This is a genomic window from Rhodoferax sp. (assembly GCF_025354435.1).
Classification (GTDB): Bacteria; Pseudomonadota; Gammaproteobacteria; order Burkholderiales; family Burkholderiaceae_C; genus Rhodoferax_B.
The window spans coordinates 48,105-66,343 of the sequence record NZ_JANXMU010000024.1 but is presented as its reverse complement, the minus strand read 5'-3'; the positions used below and the strand labels follow the sequence as shown (position 1 = coordinate 66,343).

The 18,239-nt window shown below is 64.6% G+C and carries 17 protein-coding genes; 8 read left to right on the top strand and 9 right to left on the bottom strand.

The window, feature by feature from the left end; all coding sequences use genetic code 11:
• Window positions 1–25: 25 nt before the first annotated feature.
• From Q0T48_RS05960 to Q0T48_RS05950, 3 genes are all read right to left on the bottom strand, one after another.
• Entirely contained in the window at window positions 26–2,953 is a 2,928-nt protein-coding gene (locus Q0T48_RS05960; RefSeq protein ID WP_295953777.1) for a peptidase C1, read from the bottom strand.
• A gap of 76 nt (window positions 2,954–3,029) precedes the next feature.
• On the bottom strand, window positions 3,030–4,286 hold the full coding sequence (locus tag Q0T48_RS05955) for a cytochrome c (RefSeq protein WP_295953775.1): 1,257 nt from the start codon (window positions 4,284–4,286) through the stop codon (window positions 3,030–3,032).
• Complete coding sequence (locus Q0T48_RS05950; protein ID WP_295953826.1) at window positions 4,283–4,960, bottom strand: c-type cytochrome; 678 nt, start codon at window positions 4,958–4,960, stop codon at window positions 4,283–4,285. The genes Q0T48_RS05955 and Q0T48_RS05950 overlap by 4 nt, the downstream gene beginning before the upstream one ends.
• A gap of 142 nt (window positions 4,961–5,102) precedes the next feature.
• Here Q0T48_RS05950 and Q0T48_RS05945 point away from each other — a divergent pair, with 142 nt between their 5' ends.
• Window positions 5,103–6,515: a PLP-dependent aminotransferase family protein gene (locus Q0T48_RS05945; RefSeq protein WP_295953824.1), complete on the top strand. Its 1,413-nt coding sequence runs from the start codon at window positions 5,103–5,105 to the stop codon at window positions 6,513–6,515.
• Window positions 6,516–6,653: 138 nt separating this feature from the next.
• The gene (locus Q0T48_RS05940) at window positions 6,654–7,049 is read left to right on the top strand and encodes a hypothetical protein (protein WP_295953772.1); all 396 of its coding nucleotides are present in this window, start codon (window positions 6,654–6,656) and stop codon (window positions 7,047–7,049) included.
• A gap of 39 nt (window positions 7,050–7,088) precedes the next feature.
• On the opposite strand, the gene Q0T48_RS05935 is transcribed toward Q0T48_RS05940, so the two are convergent.
• The gene (locus Q0T48_RS05935; RefSeq protein ID WP_295953769.1) at window positions 7,089–7,955 is read right to left on the bottom strand and encodes a pirin family protein; all 867 of its coding nucleotides are present in this window, start codon (window positions 7,953–7,955) and stop codon (window positions 7,089–7,091) included.
• A 123-nt stretch (window positions 7,956–8,078) separates the two neighbouring features.
• Here Q0T48_RS05935 and Q0T48_RS05930 point away from each other — a divergent pair, with 123 nt between their 5' ends.
• Window positions 8,079–8,984 carry a LysR family transcriptional regulator gene (locus tag Q0T48_RS05930; RefSeq protein ID WP_295953766.1) on the top strand — a complete coding sequence of 302 codons (906 nt, stop codon included), beginning with the start codon at window positions 8,079–8,081 and terminating at the stop codon, window positions 8,982–8,984.
• Window positions 8,985–9,046: 62 nt separating this feature from the next.
• On the opposite strand, the gene phbB is transcribed toward Q0T48_RS05930, so the two are convergent.
• The 3 genes from phbB to phaC form a co-directional block, all read right to left on the bottom strand.
• Window positions 9,047–9,784 carry an acetoacetyl-CoA reductase gene (gene phbB, locus Q0T48_RS05925; protein WP_295953763.1) on the bottom strand — a complete coding sequence of 246 codons (738 nt, stop codon included), beginning with the start codon at window positions 9,782–9,784 and terminating at the stop codon, window positions 9,047–9,049.
• Between the two features lie 38 nt (window positions 9,785–9,822).
• Window positions 9,823–11,001: an acetyl-CoA C-acetyltransferase gene (locus Q0T48_RS05920; protein WP_295953760.1), complete on the bottom strand. Its 1,179-nt coding sequence runs from the start codon at window positions 10,999–11,001 to the stop codon at window positions 9,823–9,825.
• Between the two features lie 130 nt (window positions 11,002–11,131).
• Window positions 11,132–12,853, bottom strand: a complete 1,722-nt coding sequence (gene phaC, locus Q0T48_RS05915; protein WP_295953757.1) for a class I poly(R)-hydroxyalkanoic acid synthase — start codon at window positions 12,851–12,853, stop codon at window positions 11,132–11,134.
• 150 nt (window positions 12,854–13,003) lie between these two features.
• On the opposite strand from phaC, the gene Q0T48_RS05910 reads away from it, so the two are divergent.
• Window positions 13,004–13,276: a hypothetical protein gene (locus Q0T48_RS05910; RefSeq protein ID WP_295953754.1), complete on the top strand. Its 273-nt coding sequence runs from the start codon at window positions 13,004–13,006 to the stop codon at window positions 13,274–13,276.
• Here Q0T48_RS05910 and pgeF read toward each other — a convergent pair.
• Together pgeF and Q0T48_RS05900 are read right to left on the bottom strand one after the other, a co-directional pair.
• A complete protein-coding gene (pgeF, locus tag Q0T48_RS05905) occupies window positions 13,205–13,984 on the bottom strand; it encodes a peptidoglycan editing factor PgeF (RefSeq protein ID WP_295953751.1) in 780 nt (259 codons plus the stop codon). The genes Q0T48_RS05910 and pgeF overlap by 72 nt on opposite strands.
• Entirely contained in the window at window positions 13,981–14,481 is a 501-nt protein-coding gene (locus tag Q0T48_RS05900; protein ID WP_295953748.1) for a flavin reductase family protein, read from the bottom strand. The genes pgeF and Q0T48_RS05900 overlap by 4 nt, the downstream gene beginning before the upstream one ends.
• Window positions 14,482–14,634: 153 nt before the next feature.
• On the opposite strand from Q0T48_RS05900, the gene Q0T48_RS05895 reads away from it, so the two are divergent.
• From Q0T48_RS05895 to Q0T48_RS05880, 4 genes are read left to right on the top strand one after another with little or no spacing between them, the layout of a single operon-like run.
• Window positions 14,635–15,267, top strand: coding sequence for a paraquat-inducible protein A (locus tag Q0T48_RS05895; RefSeq protein WP_295953745.1), 633 nt, complete (start codon window positions 14,635–14,637; stop codon window positions 15,265–15,267).
• Window positions 15,264–15,944, top strand: a complete 681-nt coding sequence (locus Q0T48_RS05890) for a paraquat-inducible protein A (protein WP_295953743.1) — start codon at window positions 15,264–15,266, stop codon at window positions 15,942–15,944. Before Q0T48_RS05895 ends, Q0T48_RS05890 begins: the two co-directional genes overlap by 4 nt.
• Window positions 15,913–17,589, top strand: a complete 1,677-nt coding sequence (locus Q0T48_RS05885; protein WP_295953738.1) for an MlaD family protein — start codon at window positions 15,913–15,915, stop codon at window positions 17,587–17,589. The genes Q0T48_RS05890 and Q0T48_RS05885 overlap by 32 nt, the downstream gene beginning before the upstream one ends.
• Window positions 17,586–18,206, top strand: coding sequence for a membrane integrity-associated transporter subunit PqiC (locus Q0T48_RS05880; protein ID WP_295953735.1), 621 nt, complete (start codon window positions 17,586–17,588; stop codon window positions 18,204–18,206). Before Q0T48_RS05885 ends, Q0T48_RS05880 begins: the two co-directional genes overlap by 4 nt.
• Window positions 18,207–18,239 lie beyond the last annotated feature (33 nt).

Sequence of the window (18,239 nt, the reverse complement as noted above, 5' to 3'; positions counted from 1 at the left end):
TGGCACCACGCCCCACTCTGCGCCGCTAAAAGCCCCGCAAGTCGTCTACCGGCTGCAACAGCTTGCCGCCCAGCACCACCTCCAGCGTGCGGGTGATCACGTCGATGTTGTTGTCGAAACTGCCGTGGTCGGCGGCAATCATCACATTGCTGGGGTCGGCGCGGCGGGGGGCGGCCAGAGCGGTGCAGACTTTGTCGGCGCTGATTTCCACCAACCGCCCCGCGCTCTTGAGCTTGGCATCTTGCACCGCGCGCCGCCACACGTTCAGGCTCTCGTTGGTGCTGGAGCTGCCGTCCCAGCCGCCATCGCCGCTGCCATAAACCTTGGCCATGCCCGCGATCGGCGTGCGCAGGTCGGTCTCCAGCGCACCCGACACCAGGTACAGCAGCGACTTGCGGTAGATGCCCGCCACGCTGTCGTCACGCTCCCGTGTGTCGGACAGCATGTCTATGTACAGCCGCTCCATGATTTTTTTGTTGCTTGCGTAGCACTGGTTGGCAAAGGCCACGCTGCAGGCGGGTGCGTACAGGTGGATGGAGTTGATTTTCTCGATCGGCATTTGGCGGTAGGCCAAACCGTCCAACATGTGACCCAGCAAAATGGAACCTGCGGAATGGCCGGCCAGATGGATTTCCAACTGGTCGCCCCAGGTGTCCATCAGCTGCTGCAGGGCACGGATGATTTGCTCGCCGCCGCGCCGGGTTTCAAACGCCAGCTCGGCGACATCCTTCATCTGGGTCCACACCGGGCGCACCAGGCCACGGCCGATGGTGGACTCGATGGCCAGGTCAGTCTTCTCGGTGACATTCTCGGCCAGCTCGTCGAACCAGCCACCCGCCAGCCCCGGCTCCTGGCGGCTTTGCTTGTGCAAGATGCCGTTGATGGATTCCAGCAGCCCGGTCTTCCAGACCAGGAACAGCGGGTAGCAGCCATTCGCCTCGAAATGCCGCCCCATCGCGCGGGCGCGCTTGATGGCATCGGCCTCGCTGTTGAGGCCGCCGTGGGCATAGATGACGATGCGTTTTTTGCCGTCCAGCGGCCCGTGGGCCGGATCGCGGAACCAGGCGTTGGGCAGCTCACAAACCTGGTAAGCCAGGGTGCGGCTGAGCGCGTCTTCGGTCAGGTAATGGCTCACGCGGCCATCGTCTCCCAGCACCACACTGTGCTGGTAGGCCTGGTCGGCGCTCCACCACAGGCTGGTGTTGACCGCACCCGCCCGCCCCGCGCTGTCCACGCCGCCCGAAGCCGTGACGCTGATGCGCCCTTCTACTACGCCGGGCACGCCCAGCGCCACCACCCACGCGTCCATGCCATTGGCCAGCCAGTCGGCATAACCCAGCACGGCAAAGCCGCCCATGCCGAACTGGGTGCCCCAGGAGTTCTGCACGATGAAACCCTGGGCGTTGAAACCCACCAGCGCAAAGGCGTGGCCACCGCCTTCGGCCGGGCGGCCATCGAAGGCGATCAGCGGAATATCTTTGTGCCCGCTGGGGAGCGCCTTGGTGGTGGGCACGTCGTGCCAACCGTCGTGGGTCAGGGCCGACACATACACCGCGCCCACGGCCTGGATGGCGGCCTGCAGGTCGGTGATGGATTGCAGGGCGATGCGGTAGTACACGCCCAAGGTCTGGTCAGTGGCATTCTTGGCGAAGCCGTAACGGGGTTGCGGGTCATTCTTGCGCCAGTACGCGTCCAGGCAGACACCGTGGTTAAACCAGCCCTTGAGCGCGCCCCGGCAGCTGGAGCCGCTGTAGTCTTCGCCCGCGTATTCGTCGTAGCGGCGGGCGTAGCTGTAGAGCATGCGCGGGCTGACAGGATCAATTTTATTTTTGTCATCAGCCTTGTACCAGCGCAGGTAGTTGACCACGCAGGCCAGGCCGTAGCCGGTACAAGCGCCTTCGTTGCCCTGGTCCAGTATCAGGTCGGCAGCGGTATAGGCGGGCAGGTATTTTTTAATGTCGGCATCGCTGGGGTACGCAGCCTGCAGACCCAGCGGGGGCGGCTGGTAGGCCCGGTCTTTCAGGTCGATGGGGTCTTTGCGCACCTTGAGCTGGCGCTCGGCACCCAACCGTACAGGCGCGGCCTTGGCAGCGGCACCCGCGCCCACGGTGGGGGTTTTGGCCGCGGGCCCGGCAATCTTGCCCGCCCGCACAAACACGTCCTTGAAACGGTCCAGCCCATGGCTACCGCCGTTGACCAGCTTGCGCGCTGCAGCCAGATTGCCCGCCGCCAGTGCGGCACGCAAAGGCTCGGCCTTGTCGGCCAGAAACCGGGCCAGCAGCAGCGCAGCAATCTCGGGGGCATTGGCCAGATCGGCATTGTTAACCTGCACCACGCCCAGATCGATCTCCAGCGCTTTGCCGTAGCGGGTGTAGTTGTCGCGCCCGGTCAGTTGCACAAAGCCGCGCCCCTTGAAACGGGCACCGTCGCCCGGCTGGGTATTGCCCACGCGCTTGCCCGGCCCGGTGCCCGGCTCGTACAAACCAAACGGCATGCCGCCTGGCGCGGTGTTGAATTGCGACTGGAATTCAGAGAGTGGTAAAAAGCCTTCGGTCTCGGCGCGGATGCTGCTCAGGGCGGCGCAGACCATGGGCCAGTCGGTCAGCCCCAGCGCGTCCAGCGCGGCAGCCACGTAGGGCAGGTAGCGGGCGATGTTGGCGGGTTTGGTGGCCGGGAACAACTGGCGCACCAGTTCCAGCGTCAAGGGAACTTCAAACTTCGGGGCTGGGCGCAAATCCAGCAGTTGCAGGCAGTACGGCCCCACCACCCCGTCGGCCACCAGGCCCACACCCGACTGCCAGCGCCGGGCGGCGGCCTCTACATCGACCGCCATCTCGTCGCCCTGGTCCAGGCCCGGAAAGGCCTGGGCATCTGCGCCCAGTTCTTTGGCCAATGCCGTGCGCAGTTTTTGCACCGCAGGGCCTTGGCTGCCCCGCACCAAAAGATAGTCCATGCTTGTCTCCTCGAAAGGGAAGACCTCCATTGTGGGCACCCCAGGCCTTGGGGGCATCCTTCTTTTGGGGGAAGGATCAGCGCAGGCGGTTGACCTCCAACTCAGTAACCCCCGCCGCCTGGTTGCCCCAGGTGCCGCGGATGTGGGTCAGCACGGCGGCGATGTCGGCATCGTTCAGCACCAGCACAAAGGGCGGCATGCCAAACGGGCGCGGGTTGCCCGCGGTGGCCAGGGCAAAGCCGCCATTGCGCACCACGTGCACCAGGTTCGCCGTGCTGGCCATGGTGACGGCGCGGTTGCCGGCCAGCGGCGGATACGCACCGGCTACGCCCTGGCCCTGCGCGCCGTGGCATTGGGCGCAGTGCTGTTCGTACAGCTTCGCGCCGCGCTCCACATTGCGGGGCGTGGTGGGCACGGCGTGCGCAGATTCCACCACCGTTTGCGGCAGGGCTTTGAGGTAGGTGGCCATGGCGGTCAAATCTTGGGGCGTGAGGTACTGGGTGCTTTGCTGCACCACCTCGGCCATGGGGCCCAGCACCGTGCCTTGCGGGGCCTGGCCGGTTTGCAGCAGGCGCACGGCATCTTCCAGCGGCCAGTCGTGCACGCTGGCCTCCTGGGCGGAGGTGAGTGAGGGCGCATACCAGTTTTGCACCGGAATCAACCCGCCTGCCAGATCCAGCCGGTCGTCTGTCGCGCCCAGGGCGTTGCGCGCGGTGTGGCAAGCACCGCAGTGGCCCAGGCCGCGCACCAGGTAGGCACCGCGGTTCCACTCGGCCGAATGGGTCGATTCGGGCTGGAAGCTGGCGGGCGTGAAGTACAGCGCGCGCCACACGGCCAGGGCTGCCTGCTGGTTGAACGGCCAGCGCAGTGCGTGCGGTGTGGCAGGCTGGGCTGTGGCAGGCAGGCTGTGCAGATAGGCGTAGAGCGCGTCCGAGTCGGCGCGGGTGACCGTGGTGTAGCTAGGGTAGGGAAAGGCCGGGTACAGCAGCCGCCCATCCTTGGAGCGGCCATTGTGCAGGGCCCGCCAGAACTCTGCCGACGACCAGCTGCCGATGCCGGTGCGCACATCGGGCGTGAGGTTGCTGCTGTAGACCATGCCAAACGGTGTGTCGATACCGCGCCCCCCGGCGTACGGCGTACCACCCCGGGTGGTGTGGCAGGCCGCGCAGTTGCCCGCGCGGGCCAGGTAGGCACCACGCTCCAGCAGCTCGGGCGTGGCGTTGAGCGCGGGCGCAGCAGCAGACAGGTCGGGCTCGTCGCGGGTGTTCAGCTGCCACACCACCGCAGCCAGGCCTACGGCCAAGGCACACAAGCCGAGGACAATTTTCTTCATGGTGCGCTCCCGCAGGCCACTACCTTGGCACCCGGCAACAAGGCAGGCAGCGCGGTCGCTGGGTGGGTGTTGGCAGGCAGGGGCTGGGCGGCCAGCCAACTGGTGGCGGCGTTCACCTCGTCCGGGCTCAGCTGGCGCGCCACGGTGCCCATGCAGTCGGGTGCGTGGGCACGGCGTTGGCCGGTGCGCCAGGCCCCCAGCTGCGCGTTCAGGTAATCGCGCGGCAGGCCCAGCAGGCCGGGGATGTTGGGGGCCACGCCGGTGAGCGCGGCACCGTGGCATTGGACGCAAGCGGGGATCTGGCGCGTGGCATCGCCCTGTTGCACCAGGGTCTGGCCCCGGCGCAGCACCTCGGCCGTCACATTGGTGGGCTGGGGCGCGGGGTATGGCAAGTCCAGCTGCGAAAAGTACTGCGCGATCTCCATCAGGTAGGCATCGCTGAGCGGATCGACCATCTGCGCCATCAGCCCGTAGTGGCGGCGGCCGTCGCGGAAGTTGAGCAACTGGTGGTACAGATAGCCCGCCGGTTTGCCCGCAATGCGCGGGTAATAGCCGTCGCTGGCGGCACGGCCCTCTTTGCCGTGGCAGGCGGTGCAGGCCTGGGTGCGCTGGGCGATGGTGTCTTCAAACGGCGCTATCAATGGTTGAGCGGCCTGGCTGGCCGTGGCGACCATTAAGAACAGAGCAATAAAGAGGTTTTTCACGATGGGGAATCATGCCTCAGCGCGGCTGCCAGGGACAGCAGCAGTGGGCATTTAAAAAACCATACCAGATGCCAAAAATGTAAAAATCTACAGCTCAGATGGAAAGCTGCGCATAAAACGTTACGAACAACTCGCCGATCTGCTGGCCACCGACATCCGCTCTGGCCAGCGCGCGCCAGGCAGCCGCATGCCGTCCATCCGCACGCTCACGGCGCAGTACGGCATCAGCCCGTCCACCGCCTTCCAGGCCTATTACCGGCTGGAAGAAAAGGGCCTGGTGCGGGCGCGTGAACGCTCGGGCTACTTCGTCACCGGAGCCGTCGCCCTGCCCGCCCCGGCACCCCGGGCGCTGGCCGCGCCCGCGCAGGTGGCGGCCCGGGTGGACATCAGCGGCCTGGTGTTTGCGGTGCTGGACGCAGCCCAGCAGCGCGACATTGCGCCGCTGGGTTCGGCCTTTCCCTCGCCCGCGCTGTTTCCACTACAGCGCCTGGCCCAGTCGCTGGGCCGCAGCATGCGCCGCAGCCAGCCATGGGAATCGGTGCAGCACCTGCCGCAGGGCCATGCCGGGCTGCGCCAGCAGATTGCGCTGCGCTACCTGGCCATGGGCATGGCCCAGCCGCCCGAAGACCTGGTGGTGACCAGCGGCGCACTCGAAGCGCTGAATCTGTGCCTGGCCGCCGTGGCCCAGCCCGGCGACCTGGTGGCGGTGGAGTCGCCCGGCTTTTACGCCAGCCTGCAAACGCTGGAGCGGCTGAAGATGCGGGCGCTGGAAATCCCCGTGCACCCCCAGCACGGCCTGGACTTGGACGCACTGGAGCAGGCCTTGAACCGCCACCCGGTCAAGGCCTGTTGGTTCATGACCAGCTTCCAGAACCCCACCGGGGCCAGCCTGTCGGCGGCGGGCAAGCAGCGGCTGGTGGCCCTGCTGGCGGCCCGCCAGATTCCGCTGATCGAAGACGATGTGTACGGCGAGCTGTACTTCGGCAGCCAGGCCCCGCTACCCGCCAAGGCCTACGACCAGCAAGGCCTGGTGATGCACTGCAGCTCCTTCAGCAAAACCCTGGCCCCGGGCTACCGGGTGGGCTGGGTGGCCCCCGGGCGCTTTGGCCCGCGGATTGCGCAGCTCAAGCTGATGACCACCCTGGGTGCCAGCCTGCCCGCCCAGGTGGCCCTGGCCGACTACCTGCAGCACAGCGGCTACGACAAGCACCTGCGCCGCCTGCGCCATGTGCTGGAGTCGCAACACGCCAGCCTGGTGGCGGCCATTGCCCGCTACTTTCCGGCCGACGTGCAAGTGTCACAGCCCGGTGGCGGCTACTTTGTGTGGGTGGCGTTTGCGCCCGGCTTTGACGCACTGGCCTTGCACCAGCAGGCGCTGGTCCAGGGCATCAGCATCGCGCCGGGGCCCATGTTCTCGGCCCGGCAAGGTTTGCGCCACTGCATCCGCCTGAACTTCGGCCACCCCTGGGATGCCCGGATGGAAGCAGCCATGGCAACGTTGGGAGCTCTGGCTAAAAATTTATAAAAAATAGGCCTCTAGCGTATGTACTACCTACACTAGCAGCTATTAAAAATATAGTATGGTCGGTATGTGCGCCGCCGCACAGACGGCAGCCGCGCCGAGGCGCATATTGGTTGCCTGATGACTATCCAGGATTCCACCATGTCCATTCGCACCACCCTTTGCCGCACCCTATTTTTGACCGCACTGCTGTGCACCGCGGCAGCACAGGCCGCCGACCCCGCCGCTTCCGCCAGTGCCCAGGCCCGCTACAAGCAAGACATGGCGCTGTGCAACAGCGGCAAGTCCAACCAGAATGTCGCCACCTGCAAAATCGAAGCCGAGCGCGCCCTGGCCGAATCCCGCCGGGGTGGCCTGACAACGGAAGCACCTTCGGAGTACCAGCAAAACGCCTTGCGCCGCTGTGCCGTGTTCCAGGGCGATGACCGTAAAGACTGCGAAGCCCGCATGCGCCAGCCCGAGGGCGTAGAGGGCAGCGCGCAAAGCGGCGGCGTGCTGCGCGAGAGCGTCACCATCGTGCCGGTGCCCGCCAACTAAAACCGGGCCTGGGCGGCAATGCACAGGCCCGGCTCTCCATCAGGCATGCATCTGCCCGAAGCGGCCGGCCTGAAAATCACTGATCGCCTGGACGATCTCGGCTTGGCTGTTCATCACGAACGGCCCGTGGCCGACGATGGGCTCGTCGATCGGCTCGCCGCTGAGCAGCAACACGGTGGCATCGGTGTTGGCTTCGATCTGTACATCGCTGCCGTCCCGGTCAAATTGCACCAGTTGCGCTTCCCGCACGACCTCACTGCCATTCACCAGCACCGTGCCGTGCAGCACCACCAGCGCCAGCGTACGGCCCGCTGGCACGCTGAACCGGCTGGTCGCGCCTTGGTTCAGGCGTACATCCCACACATCGATAGGCGTAAAGGTATGCGCCGGGCCGTGGTGGCCGTCGAAGGCCCCGGCAATCACCCGCACGCTACCGGCACCGTCAGGCAAAGCCACGGACGGAATATCGGCGTTCAGCAAGTTCTGGTAGCCGGGCGAAGCCATCTTGTCCTTGGCGGGCAGGTTGACCCAGAGCTGCACCATTTCCAGCGTTCCGCCGCTCTGGGTGAAAGCAGGCGAATGGAACTCCTCGTGCAGGATGCCGCCGGCTGCCGTCATCCACTGCACGTCGCCCGGACCGATGAGCCCACCCGCGCCAGTGGAATCCTTGTGCGCGACTTCACCCTGGTACACGATGGTCACCGTCTCGAAGCCACGGTGCGGATGCTGGCCCACGCCGCGCGGACGGGTGGTGGGCGCAAACTGCGCCGGGCCGGCATAGTCCAGCAGCAGGAACGGGCTCAGCTGCGCGCTCTCGCTGCCGTAGCTGAACATGGAACGCACCGGGAAACCGTCGCCCACCCAGTGCGGGCGGGGTGCGTTGTGGACACTGAGGATCTTCTTCATGGTCTTCTCCTGTAGTGGGTAAAACGATGGCTTTACCCCATGCCTGAATCATAAATATAGAACGCTGACTCCGGTAGTAGGCTAAATTTGCCATCAGCGTTCTATTTGGTGAACAATACAGGCATGCGCGACCTCAACGACCTCTATTACTTTGTCCAGGTGGTGGAGCACGGCGGCTTTGCGCCTGCGGGCCGGGCGCTGGGCATGCCCAAGTCCAAACTCAGCCGCCGCGTGGCACTGCTGGAGGAGCGGCTGGGGACGCGGCTGATCCAGCGCTCCACCCGCAGCTTCACGGTGACCGACAGCGGCCAGACCTACTACGGGCACTGCAAGGCCATGCTGGTAGAAGCCGAAGCGGCCGACGAGGCCATCGCGCTGGCCCACGTGGAGCCGCGCGGCACCGTGCGCATGGCCTGCCCGGTGGCGCTGCTGGATGCGCTAGTGGGCGAAATGGTGGCGGCCTTCATGGTCGCCTATCCGCAGGTCGAGCTCCACCTGGAGGAAACCAACCGGCGGGTGGACGTGGTAGGTGAAGGCATCGACATCGCCATCCGCGTGCGCCCTCCACCCATAGCCGACAGCGACCTGGTAATGCGGGTGCTGGGCGACCGCGGCCAGTGCCTGGTGGCCTGCCCGCGCTTGCTGGAGGCCACCGGGCTGCCGCGCACCCCGGCCGACCTGGCCGGCCTGCCCAGCATGGACCTGGGGCTGCCGCAGAACGAACATGTCTGGAATCTCATCGGCCCCGACGGTGCACAGGTGGCAATCCACCACCAACCTCGCCTGGTCACCCGCAGCATGCAGTCGCTGCGGGCGGCGGCGCTGGCCGGGGTGGGCATCGTGCAACTGCCCCGGATGCTGGTACGCACGCAGTGCGAGCGGGGCGAGCTGGTGCACGTGATCCCGGGCTGGGCCCCACCGCGCGAGATCATCCACGCGGTGTTCGCCTCGCGCCGTGGCCTGCTGCCTTCGGTGCGGGCTCTGGTCGATTTCCTGGCCGAACTCTTTGCGGCGCTGCAGGAAGACTGAGCTGGTTTCAACCATAAAAAAACCCGCCGAAGCGGGTTTTTGAGAAGCCGTGGCAGAAGCCATCAGCCCATGTGCAGGCCACCGTTGACGGAGAAGTCCGCGCCAGTAGCGTAGCCACCTTCTTCGGACGCCAGCCAGGCGATGATGGAGGCGATTTCGCTGGGCTTGCCCAAGCGCTTGACGGGCACGGTGGCGACGATCTTGGCCAGCACGTCTTCACGGATGGCATTGACCATGTCGGTGCCGATGTAGCCGGGGCTGACGGTGTTGACCGTCACGCCCTTGGTGGCCAGCTCTTGCGCCAGGGCCATCGAGAAACCGTGCATACCGGCCTTGGCAGCCGAGTAGTTGGTCTGGCCAGCCTGGCCTTTTTCACCGTTGACCGAAGAGATGTTGATGATGCGGCCCCAGCCCTTTTCCACCATGTCAGCCACCACTTGCTTGGTGACATTGAACATGCTGTTCAGGTTGGTTTCGATCACCGAATCCCAGTCTTCGCGGCTCATCTTCAGGAACATGCGGTCCTTGGTGATACCGGCGTTGTTCACCAGCACGTCGATCACGCCGTGTTCGGCCTTGGTCTTGGTGAAGGCTTCTACGGTGGAATCCCACGCGCCGACATTGCCCACCGAGGCGTAGAAGGTAAAGCCCAGCGCGGCCTGCTCGGCGATCCACTTGGCGTGGTCGCGGGTAGGGCCGCAACCGGCGATGACCTTAAAACCGTCGGCATGCAAGCGTTGGCAGATGGCGGTCCCGATACCACCCATGCCGCCGGTCACGTACGCTACTTTTTGAGTCATGTTTTATCTCCTGTTTGTTTTAAAAAATACGCAATAAATCAGCGTTCGATCGTCAAGGCAACACCCATGCCGCCGCCGATGCACAGCGAGGCAATGCCCTTCTTGGCATCGCGGCGCTGCATTTCGTGCAGCAGCGTGACCAAAATACGGCAGCCGGACGCACCGATAGGGTGGCCGATGGCAATCGCGCCGCCGTTGACGTTGACCTTGCTGGTGTCCCAGCCCATTTCGTTGTTCACGGCGCAGGCCTGGGCGGCGAAGGCTTCGTTGATTTCCAACAAGTCCAGGTCTTGCGCCTTCCAGCCCGCGCGGGCCAGGGCTTTGGTGGACGCAGGCACGGGGCCCATGCCCATGATGGCGGGGTCCAGACCGGTGGTGGCAAAGCTGGCGATGCGGCCCAGCGGGGTCAGGCCCAGGGCGGCGGCTTTTTTGGCGGTCATCACCATCACGGCGGCAGCGCCGTCGTTCAGGCCGGACGCATTGCCAGCGGTTACGCCACCGGCTTTGTCGAACGCGGGACGCAGACCGGCCAAGGCTTCGGCGGTGGTCTTCTTGTTGATGAACTCATCGGCCGAGAAGATGATCGGGTCGCCCTTACGCTGGGCAATGCTGAAGGGGGCGATCTCCGCCACAAAACGACCGGCTTCCTGTGCGGCAGCGGCTTTTTGCTGGCTGGCCAGGGCCAACGCGTCTTGCATGTCGCGGGTAATGCCGTATTTTTTGGCCACGTTTTCGGCGGTGATGCCCATGTGGTACTGGTTGTACACGTCCCACAGGCCGTCCACGATCATGGTGTCGGTCATCTTCCAGTCACCCATGCGCTGGCCGTCGCGGCTGCCCAGCAAAACGTGGGGCGAAGCGCTCATGTTTTCCTGGCCACCGGCGATCACGATTTCGCTGTCGCCATAGGCCACAGCCTGGGCGGCCAACATCACGGCTTTCAGGCCGGAGCCGCAGACCGCGTTGATGGTCAGGCCGGGGGTGCCTTGGCTCAGGCCACCCTTGATGACGGACTGGCGGGCCGGGTTTTGGCCCGCGCCTGCGGCCAACACCTGGCCCATGATGACTTCACCGATCTGCTCAGCGCTCAGGCCGCTACGGGCCAGCACTTCTTTGATGACGTGGGCACCGAGTTCGGTGGCCGGTGTCTTGGCGAGGCTGCCGCCGAATTTACCGACGGCGGTACGGGCCGCTGCAACGATGACGATGTCTTCCATTTTTTTGCTCCTGGGTCTAGTTGGTAATGGGGTCGGGGGAAAGTAATCCGGTGCGTTCCGCACCGTGTACAGAACGGTTAATTAGCGCTTCAGTGTAGAGCCATGTACCCTGACTTTTGTATACGGACTTCTACTGTGCGCGGGCTTTTACGTAGCGGCCCGGCGCGGGTTCAATCGCCTTGTAATCGGCGTTTCCGTACTCGGTGGGCGCGGCAATTTGCTTGCCCGCATGGCCTTTGAGCCAGGCCGACCAGTCGGTCCACCAGCTACCGGCATGTTCCTGGGCACCGGCAATCCAGTCCTCGGCTTTGGCCGGGAAGGTGGTGGCATCGCTGATCCAGTGGCTGCGCTTCTTTTTGGCCGGGGGGTTGATGACCCCCGCGATGTGGCCCGAGGCCCCCATCACAAAGCGCTTCTTGCCAGGCAGGTGCTGGGTGGACGCGTAGGCACCACCAATCGGCACGATGTGGTCTTCGCGCGATCCGTAGATGTAGGCAGGGATGTCGACCTTGCGCAGGTCGATCTTTTCGCCGCAGACGGTAGCTTTGCCGGGTTGCACCAGTTTGTTTTCCAGATAGGTATTGCGCAAATACCACGCATAAAACGGGCCGGGCAGGTTGGTAGAGTCGCTGTTCCAGTACAACAGGTCAAACGGCGGCGGGGTTTCGCCCTTGAGGTAGTTGCCCACCACGTAGTTCCACACCAAATCATTCGGGCGCAAGAAGCTGAAGGTGCTAGACAAATCGCCGCCGGGCAACAGGCCGCCCTTGCCCATTTGCTTTTCGCGGTACTGCACCATGGCCTCATCCACAAAGATGTCGATGATGCCGGTGTCGGTGAAGTCCAGTAGCGTGGTCAGCAGGGTCAGGCTGGAAACCGGCTTTTCGCCGCGCGCCGCCAGCACGGCCACGGCCGTGCTCAGGATAGTGCCGCCCACGCAAAATCCCAGGGCATTGATGGTCTTGGCACCCGTAATCTCTTGGGTGACAGCTATTGATTTAATAGCAGCGTCTTCGATGTAGTTGTCCCAGGTCTTGTCGCCCATGGACTTGTCGGGGTTGCGCCAACTGACCACAAAGGTGCGGTTGCCCTGTTCCACCGCATAGCGGATCAGCGAATTTTCGGGCTGCAGATCAAGGATGTAATACTTGTTGATGCAGGGTGGCACCAGCAAGAACGGCTTGGCGTAGACCTTGGCCGTGAGCGGCTTGTATTCGATCAGTTGGAACAACTCGTTCTCAAACACCACCGCGCCTTCGGTGGTGGCCACATTGCGGCCCACCTCGAACAGGCTTTCGTCGGTCATGGACACATGGCCTTGCTGCATGTCGTGCATCAGGTTTTTCAGGCCCTTGGCCAGGCTTTCGCCCTGGGTGTCGATGAGCTTCTTTTGCGCATCAGCGTTCATCGCCAGATAGTTGCTGGGCGCAGACGCGGCCATCCACTGCTCCACCGCAAACTGGATGCGGGCGCGGGTTTTGTCGTCGGCCTCGACGGCATCGGCCAGGCCCATCAGGGTGCGGCTGGTCAGCAGGTACGAGGCGGCGTTGTACGCGGTGAGGGGATTTTCAGCCCAGGCCTTGGCCGAAAAACGCTTGTCTTTGGCGATGGCGGCGGCATCCATGCTCTGGTTCCACAGCGCAGCAGATTCTTCCAGATACTGCTTTTGCAAAGCCTGCAGCTTGGCGGCGGAAAAATTGATCTGGGGTGCGGCGGCCATGCCACCCACTGGCACGCCCAAATCCAGCCCCTGGATGGGCTTGACGGCATCGGCCCAGGCCCGTGTCCATGTGTCGCCCAAGGTCTGCTGGAATTGCTGGGCGGTTTTGGCCCAGTCTGGATCAGAATGCATAGTGAATCCTCACAAAGCGGTATTTTTAAGACCGGTATCCGGCACATGGTGCAGGGCACAGGTCGTTTTTAGGTTGTAGACAGTAACTGACGCCTGGGCCTAAAACCCTGCGGAAACTGCGTAGACCACTCTGTTTTTGAAACAATTTGTATGTATATCGTTCCGATTGGCTGGCTGTACGTGGCCCTCATGATGGCTGTCGCCGAGGCGACCAATACTAACGGTACTGTACTAGGCGGCATCTTCACGTTTCTACTGTACGGCCTGGGTCCAGTGTCGCTGGTGGTGTACCTGATGGGTGCGCCCGGGCGGCGCAAGGCGCTCAAAAAGCGCGAGGCAGCCGAGCAGGCCCTAGGCCTGCAGCCAGATGCAGGCAGCCATGCGCCCACAGACCCCGCTGCGCCGGTACGAGAAGAAGCGTGAGGGGTGGTTGACGGTGCACCAGTCCAGGCTGCCGTCGTTGCCGTAAATGCCCTGCAAGCCCAGCGCCTGCAAACGCAGCCGCGCCAGCCCTGGCAGATTAGCCAACCATTTGTCGGGGCCGTGGCGTACAAACAACGCGGCGGCCTCGGGCTGCTGGGCAATGAAGGCGGCAGGCACTTCCGGCCCCACCTCGAAGGCGGTTGGTCCAATGCACGGACCCAGCCACGCTATTATTTCTGTAGCTGCTTGTGCAGATGCCACATGCGCCTGAACTGTTATTTCTTTATAAATTGATTCCAACACGCCCTGCCCGTCCGTCCCCAGCAGGCCACGCCAGCCCGCGTGCGCAGCAGCCACCACGGTGCCCCGTGTGTCGGTGAAGAGCACCGGCAGGCAGTCGGCCACCATGGCGGTGCAGGCGATGCCGGGCTGGGTGGTGAAGCTGGCATCGGCCACCACCGGCGCCTGAGACGGCCCGGTCAGGTGCGCCACTACGCGGCCATGCACCTGCTGTAGAAACACCGGCTGGGCGGCTATCGCATCGGCCAGTCGGGCGCGGTTGGCCTGCACATCGGCCAGCACATCGCCGACATGGTCGCCCAGGTTAAGTGCGTCATATGGCGCGGCCGATACGCCCCCGGCGCGGGTGGTGAACACGGCGCGCACCTGGGCGGGTGCGGGCCAGTCGGGGACGATCCAATCGGTCATTCAAACGACGAGGTCGGCGCAACGCCCACCTCCAGCGTGTCGACCGCAAACTGTCCGCGTTCAAACACCAGCCCCTTGCCAAGGCGGCTGCCGCTGTGGTTAATCTGGCCGATCAGGATGTCGTGGTCGCCCGCGGTAACGGCCTGCTGCAGCGTGCAGTCAAACCAGGCCAACGCGTCCACCAGTTGCAGACGCTGGTTGTCCCGCCGCATAAACTGCCCCGCCGCAAAACGCTCGGCCTGGGTGCCCCGGGCAAACGCTTGGGCGAGTTCCTTGTGCTCGATGCCCAGCACGCTGACCGTGTAGCCGCCGCCGCGCACAAATGCCTCATGGCTGGCGCTGCTGTGGCGGATATTCCACAGCACCAGGGCCGGGTCCAGCGACACCGCGTTGAACGAGCTGCAGGTCATGCCCCAATCCTGCCCATTCCAATGGGTGGTGACCAGCGTCACGCCGGTGGCAAAGCAGCCAAACGCATCGCGCAGTTCACGGCTCATGGGGACGGTGTCCTGTGGATGGCGAAGCCCGGCGGCATCAGGAAATGGATATGCATCAAATGAGTTTACCCAGAAGCGATGACCTACCTAGCCGCAGGCCCAAACCGACTAAAGTACGCTCCACTACTTAGTCCGAGCCAAACCCCACCCGCCATGCACCTTGTCCCCCACGTCGTCATTTGTGAAGGCTGTGATGCCGTGTACCCCAAGACCCCGCTGGCCTGCGGCGAGACGGCGCGCTGCACGCGCTGCGGCACGGAGCTGGAACGCTACATGGGCGACGCCCACAAGCGCATCCTGCCGCTGGTGGTGGCGGGGCTGGTGATGTTTGCGGTGGCCAATCTGTTTCCCATCGTGTCGATTGCGATTGGTGGCAAACACAGCACCACCACCCTGGTCGGCGCGGTGGTAGCGCTGACCGACGAGGGAATGGGCGAGGTGGCGATGCTGGTGCTGGCCACCACCCTGCTGTTTCCGCTGCTGCAGCTGCTGATCTTGCTGTACCTGCTCATTCCGCTGGCGCAGCCCCCGGCACGCCAGCGCCGCCCGCGGGGCTTTGGCTTGCTGGTGAAGGCGCTGCAGTCGCTGCAGCCCTGGGGCATGGTGGAGGTGTTCTTGCTGGGCATCTTGGTGGCCATCGTCAAGCTGACCAGCTCGGCCGAGGTGATTGCTGGCCCAGCGCTGGGTGCGTTCGTGGCGCTGACGGTGCTGCTGACGGCGATTTTGTTGTTCCAGCCGCGCAACTTCTGGCATCTGGCGTTTGCCGAGCCGCAAACCCCGGCATGAATCCGACCACCACCGCCGCCTCCCTGGGCCTGCTGGGCTGCCACCACTGTGGTGCCGTCTGGCAGGACGCAGCCGAAGGTGCGGCCTGCGAACGCTGCGGCACGCGCCTGCACCGCCGCAAGCCCGATAGCCTGAACCGCACCTGGGCGCTGCTGGCGGCGGCCTTCATCATGTACCTGCCGGCCAACTTGCTGCCGGTAATGGTGACCCGCAACCTGCTGGAAACCCAGACCGACACGATTCTGAGCGGGGTGATTTACTTTTGGGTGACCGGTGCCTGGGGCCTGGCGACGATTGTGTTTGTGGCCAGCTTTCTGGTGCCCCTGTTCAAGCTGGGCGCGCTGACCACCATGGTCTGGATGGCCCAGCGGCGCAGCAGCCGCCACCGGCTGGACCGGTCGCGGCTGTACCGCATCGTCGAGGTGATTGGCCGCTGGTCGATGCTGGACGTGTTTGTGGTGTCGCTGCTGGCCGGGCTGGTGCGCATCCAGGGCTTTGCCGAAGTCACCGCCGGGGTCGGCATTGCCGCTTTTGGTTCGGTGGTGGTGCTGACCATGCTGGCCTCGTTAAGCTTTGACCCGCGCCTGACCTGGGACGGCCCGCAACCCCCGCCTTCTTCCGAACTCCCCCCTCTCCCCAAGCACAATGGACAGCATGAGCCCCCCCCCACCGCCTGAATCCCACACGCCACCCGAGCTGCCCACGCCCACCATCACCCGTGCGCGCAGCTGGCTGCCCTCGTTGATCTGGCTCATCCCCATCGTGGCCGCGCTGGTGGGCATCACCCTGGTGGTCAAAACCGTGCTGGGCCGGGGCCCAACCATCGACATCAGCTTTCGCACCGCCGAAGGGCTGGAGGCCGGTAAAACCAAGGTGAAGTACAAAGAGGTGGACATCGGCACCGTGGGCAGCATCACCCTGGCCGAGGACCGCACCCACGTGGTGGTGTCGGTGCGGCTGCAAAAAGAAGCCAAGAGCTTCACCGCCGACGACACCCGCTTCTGGGTCATCCGCCCGCGCCTGGAAGCCGCCGGTATCAGCGGCTTGGGGACCTTGCTGTCGGGCGCGTACATCCGTGCCGATGCCGGTGCGTCCGAGGAAACCAGCAGCTCATTTGTCGGGCTGGAAGTGGCCCCCATCGTCACCCGCGACACCACTGGACGGCAGTTTGTGCTGCACGCCAGCAACGTCGGCTCGCTCGACATCGGCTCGCCCATCTACTACCGCCGCATCCAGGTCGGCCAGGTGGCGGCCTATGCGCTGGACAAAGACGGCAAGGGCGTGACCCTGAGCGTCTTCATCAACACGCCGTATGAAAAGTTTGTGGGAGCCAACACGCGCTTCTGGCACGCCAGCGGCATCGATGTAGAGGCCAACGCCAGCGGCTTCAAGCTACGCACCCAATCGCTGACCTCGGTGGTGGTGGGTGGCATCGCCCTGGCCGCCCCCGACGACAACCCCGGAGTCGAAGCCGCCGAAAACGCCAGCTTCACCCTGTCGGACGACGAAACCACCGCCATGAAAGCCCCAGACGGCCCGGCCGACACGCTGCTGCTGTACTTCAACCAGTCGCTGCGCGGCCTGACACCCGGTGCCAGTGTGGACTTCCGCGGGGTGGTGATCGGCGCGGTCAAGTCCATCGGTGTCGAATTTGACAAAGCCGGGCGCGACTTCCGCATGCCGGTGCTGATCGAGGTCTACCCCGACCGTCTGCGCCGCGCGTCCAGCAACGGCCCGGCCTCTGAACCGCTTGCCGCCCAGCGCAAACGCATCCAGTTTTTGATCAGCAAAGGCCTGCGCGCCCAGTTGCGCACCGGCAACTTGCTCACCGGCCAAGTCTATGTAGCGCTGGACTTCTTCCCCAAGGCACCGGCCGCCAGCACGGTGCAGGGCAAGGCGGACGACCCGATCGAGCTGCCCACCCTGCCCAATGGCCTGGACGAGCTGCAAACCCAGGTGTCGGAGATCGTTGCCAAGATCAACAAAGTGCCGTTTGAACAAATCAGCACCGACCTGCGCACCACCCTGGCCACCTTGAACGGCACCCTGGCCAGCACCGAGCAGCTGGTGAAAAAGCTCAACACCGACACCGCCCCCGAGATCACCGCAGCGATCCAAGACCTGCGCACCACCCTAGCCACCGCCAACGCCACGCTGGGCTCGGCGGGCCGCACCCTGTCCGACGACGCGCCCCTGCAACAAGACCTGCGCCAGACCCTGCGCGAGGTCAACCGCGCCGCTGCATCCATCAAGGTGCTGACCGACTACCTGGAGCAGCACCCCGAGTCGCTGCTGCGCGGCAAACCCGAGGAGAAGAAATGAAGTTGACCCGTCACGCCACAGCCCTGGCCGCCCTGGCCATGGTGGCCGTCCTGGCGGGCTGTGCCACTAGGCCTGCTGTGCGCTACTACAGCCTAGCCCCGGCCGTTATAGCCACCATGGCACCGGCCAGCGCGCTGCAGGTTGAAATCCCGCCTATCGCCCTGCCCGAGCGCTTGGTGCGCCCGCAGCTGGTGGTTCGCAGCGCCAGCGCGCCGGTAGACATTCTGGACCTGCACCGCTGGGCCGCACCGTTTGACAGCGAGCTGCACGACGCGCTGGTGAGCGGTATCACCCAGCAGCTGGGCGCTATCGACGTAACCACCGGCGGCCGCCTGGCCAGCCAGCCGGTCTACCGCATCGCTGTGCAACTGCGCCAGTGGGATGCCACTGTGGACAGCCAGGTGCAGGCCAGCTTCAGCTGGACCATTCGCCGTCTGGACAGCACCGGCATGGTCAGCCGCACTCTGGCCTGCCAATGGAGCCAGGCTGAGCCCGTGGGCTCTGGCATAGCCGCCCTGGCCCAGGGCGCACAGCGCCTGACCAGCCGCGCGGCGCAAAGCATGGCGACGTCGGTCAAGGCGCTAGATGCAGACGCTGCCGCCACCTGCCCAGGTTAGTGCATTGCTATATTTAAAATAGCTACTAGCGTA

Bases quoted from the DNA above. Each gene is read 5' to 3' on its own strand.
- Q0T48_RS05885 (WP_295953738.1), top strand. From the start codon at position 15,913: ATGGACAGCATGAGCCCCCCCCCACCGCCTGAATCCCACACGCCACCC.
- phbB (WP_295953763.1), bottom strand. From the start codon at position 9,784: ATGACTCAAAAAGTAGCGTACGTGACCGGCGGCATGGGTGGTATCGGG.
- Q0T48_RS05910 (WP_295953754.1), top strand. From the start codon at position 13,004: ATGTATATCGTTCCGATTGGCTGGCTGTACGTGGCCCTCATGATGGCT.
- pgeF (WP_295953751.1), bottom strand. From the start codon at position 13,984: ATGACCGATTGGATCGTCCCCGACTGGCCCGCACCCGCCCAGGTGCGC.
- Q0T48_RS05940 (WP_295953772.1), top strand. From the start codon at position 6,654: ATGTCCATTCGCACCACCCTTTGCCGCACCCTATTTTTGACCGCACTG.
- Q0T48_RS05880 (WP_295953735.1), top strand. From the start codon at position 17,586: ATGAAGTTGACCCGTCACGCCACAGCCCTGGCCGCCCTGGCCATGGTG.
- phaC (WP_295953757.1), bottom strand. From the start codon at position 12,853: ATGCATTCTGATCCAGACTGGGCCAAAACCGCCCAGCAATTCCAGCAG.
- Q0T48_RS05950 (WP_295953826.1), bottom strand. From the start codon at position 4,960: ATGGTCGCCACGGCCAGCCAGGCCGCTCAACCATTGATAGCGCCGTTT.
- Q0T48_RS05920 (WP_295953760.1), bottom strand. From the start codon at position 11,001: ATGGAAGACATCGTCATCGTTGCAGCGGCCCGTACCGCCGTCGGTAAA.
- Q0T48_RS05960 (WP_295953777.1), bottom strand. From the start codon at position 2,953: ATGGACTATCTTTTGGTGCGGGGCAGCCAAGGCCCTGCGGTGCAAAAA.
- Q0T48_RS05930 (WP_295953766.1), top strand. From the start codon at position 8,079: ATGCGCGACCTCAACGACCTCTATTACTTTGTCCAGGTGGTGGAGCAC.
- Q0T48_RS05935 (WP_295953769.1), bottom strand. From the start codon at position 7,955: ATGAAGAAGATCCTCAGTGTCCACAACGCACCCCGCCCGCACTGGGTG.
- Q0T48_RS05955 (WP_295953775.1), bottom strand. From the start codon at position 4,286: ATGAAGAAAATTGTCCTCGGCTTGTGTGCCTTGGCCGTAGGCCTGGCT.
- Q0T48_RS05890 (WP_295953743.1), top strand. From the start codon at position 15,264: ATGAATCCGACCACCACCGCCGCCTCCCTGGGCCTGCTGGGCTGCCAC.
- Q0T48_RS05900 (WP_295953748.1), bottom strand. From the start codon at position 14,481: ATGAGCCGTGAACTGCGCGATGCGTTTGGCTGCTTTGCCACCGGCGTG.
- Q0T48_RS05895 (WP_295953745.1), top strand. From the start codon at position 14,635: ATGCACCTTGTCCCCCACGTCGTCATTTGTGAAGGCTGTGATGCCGTG.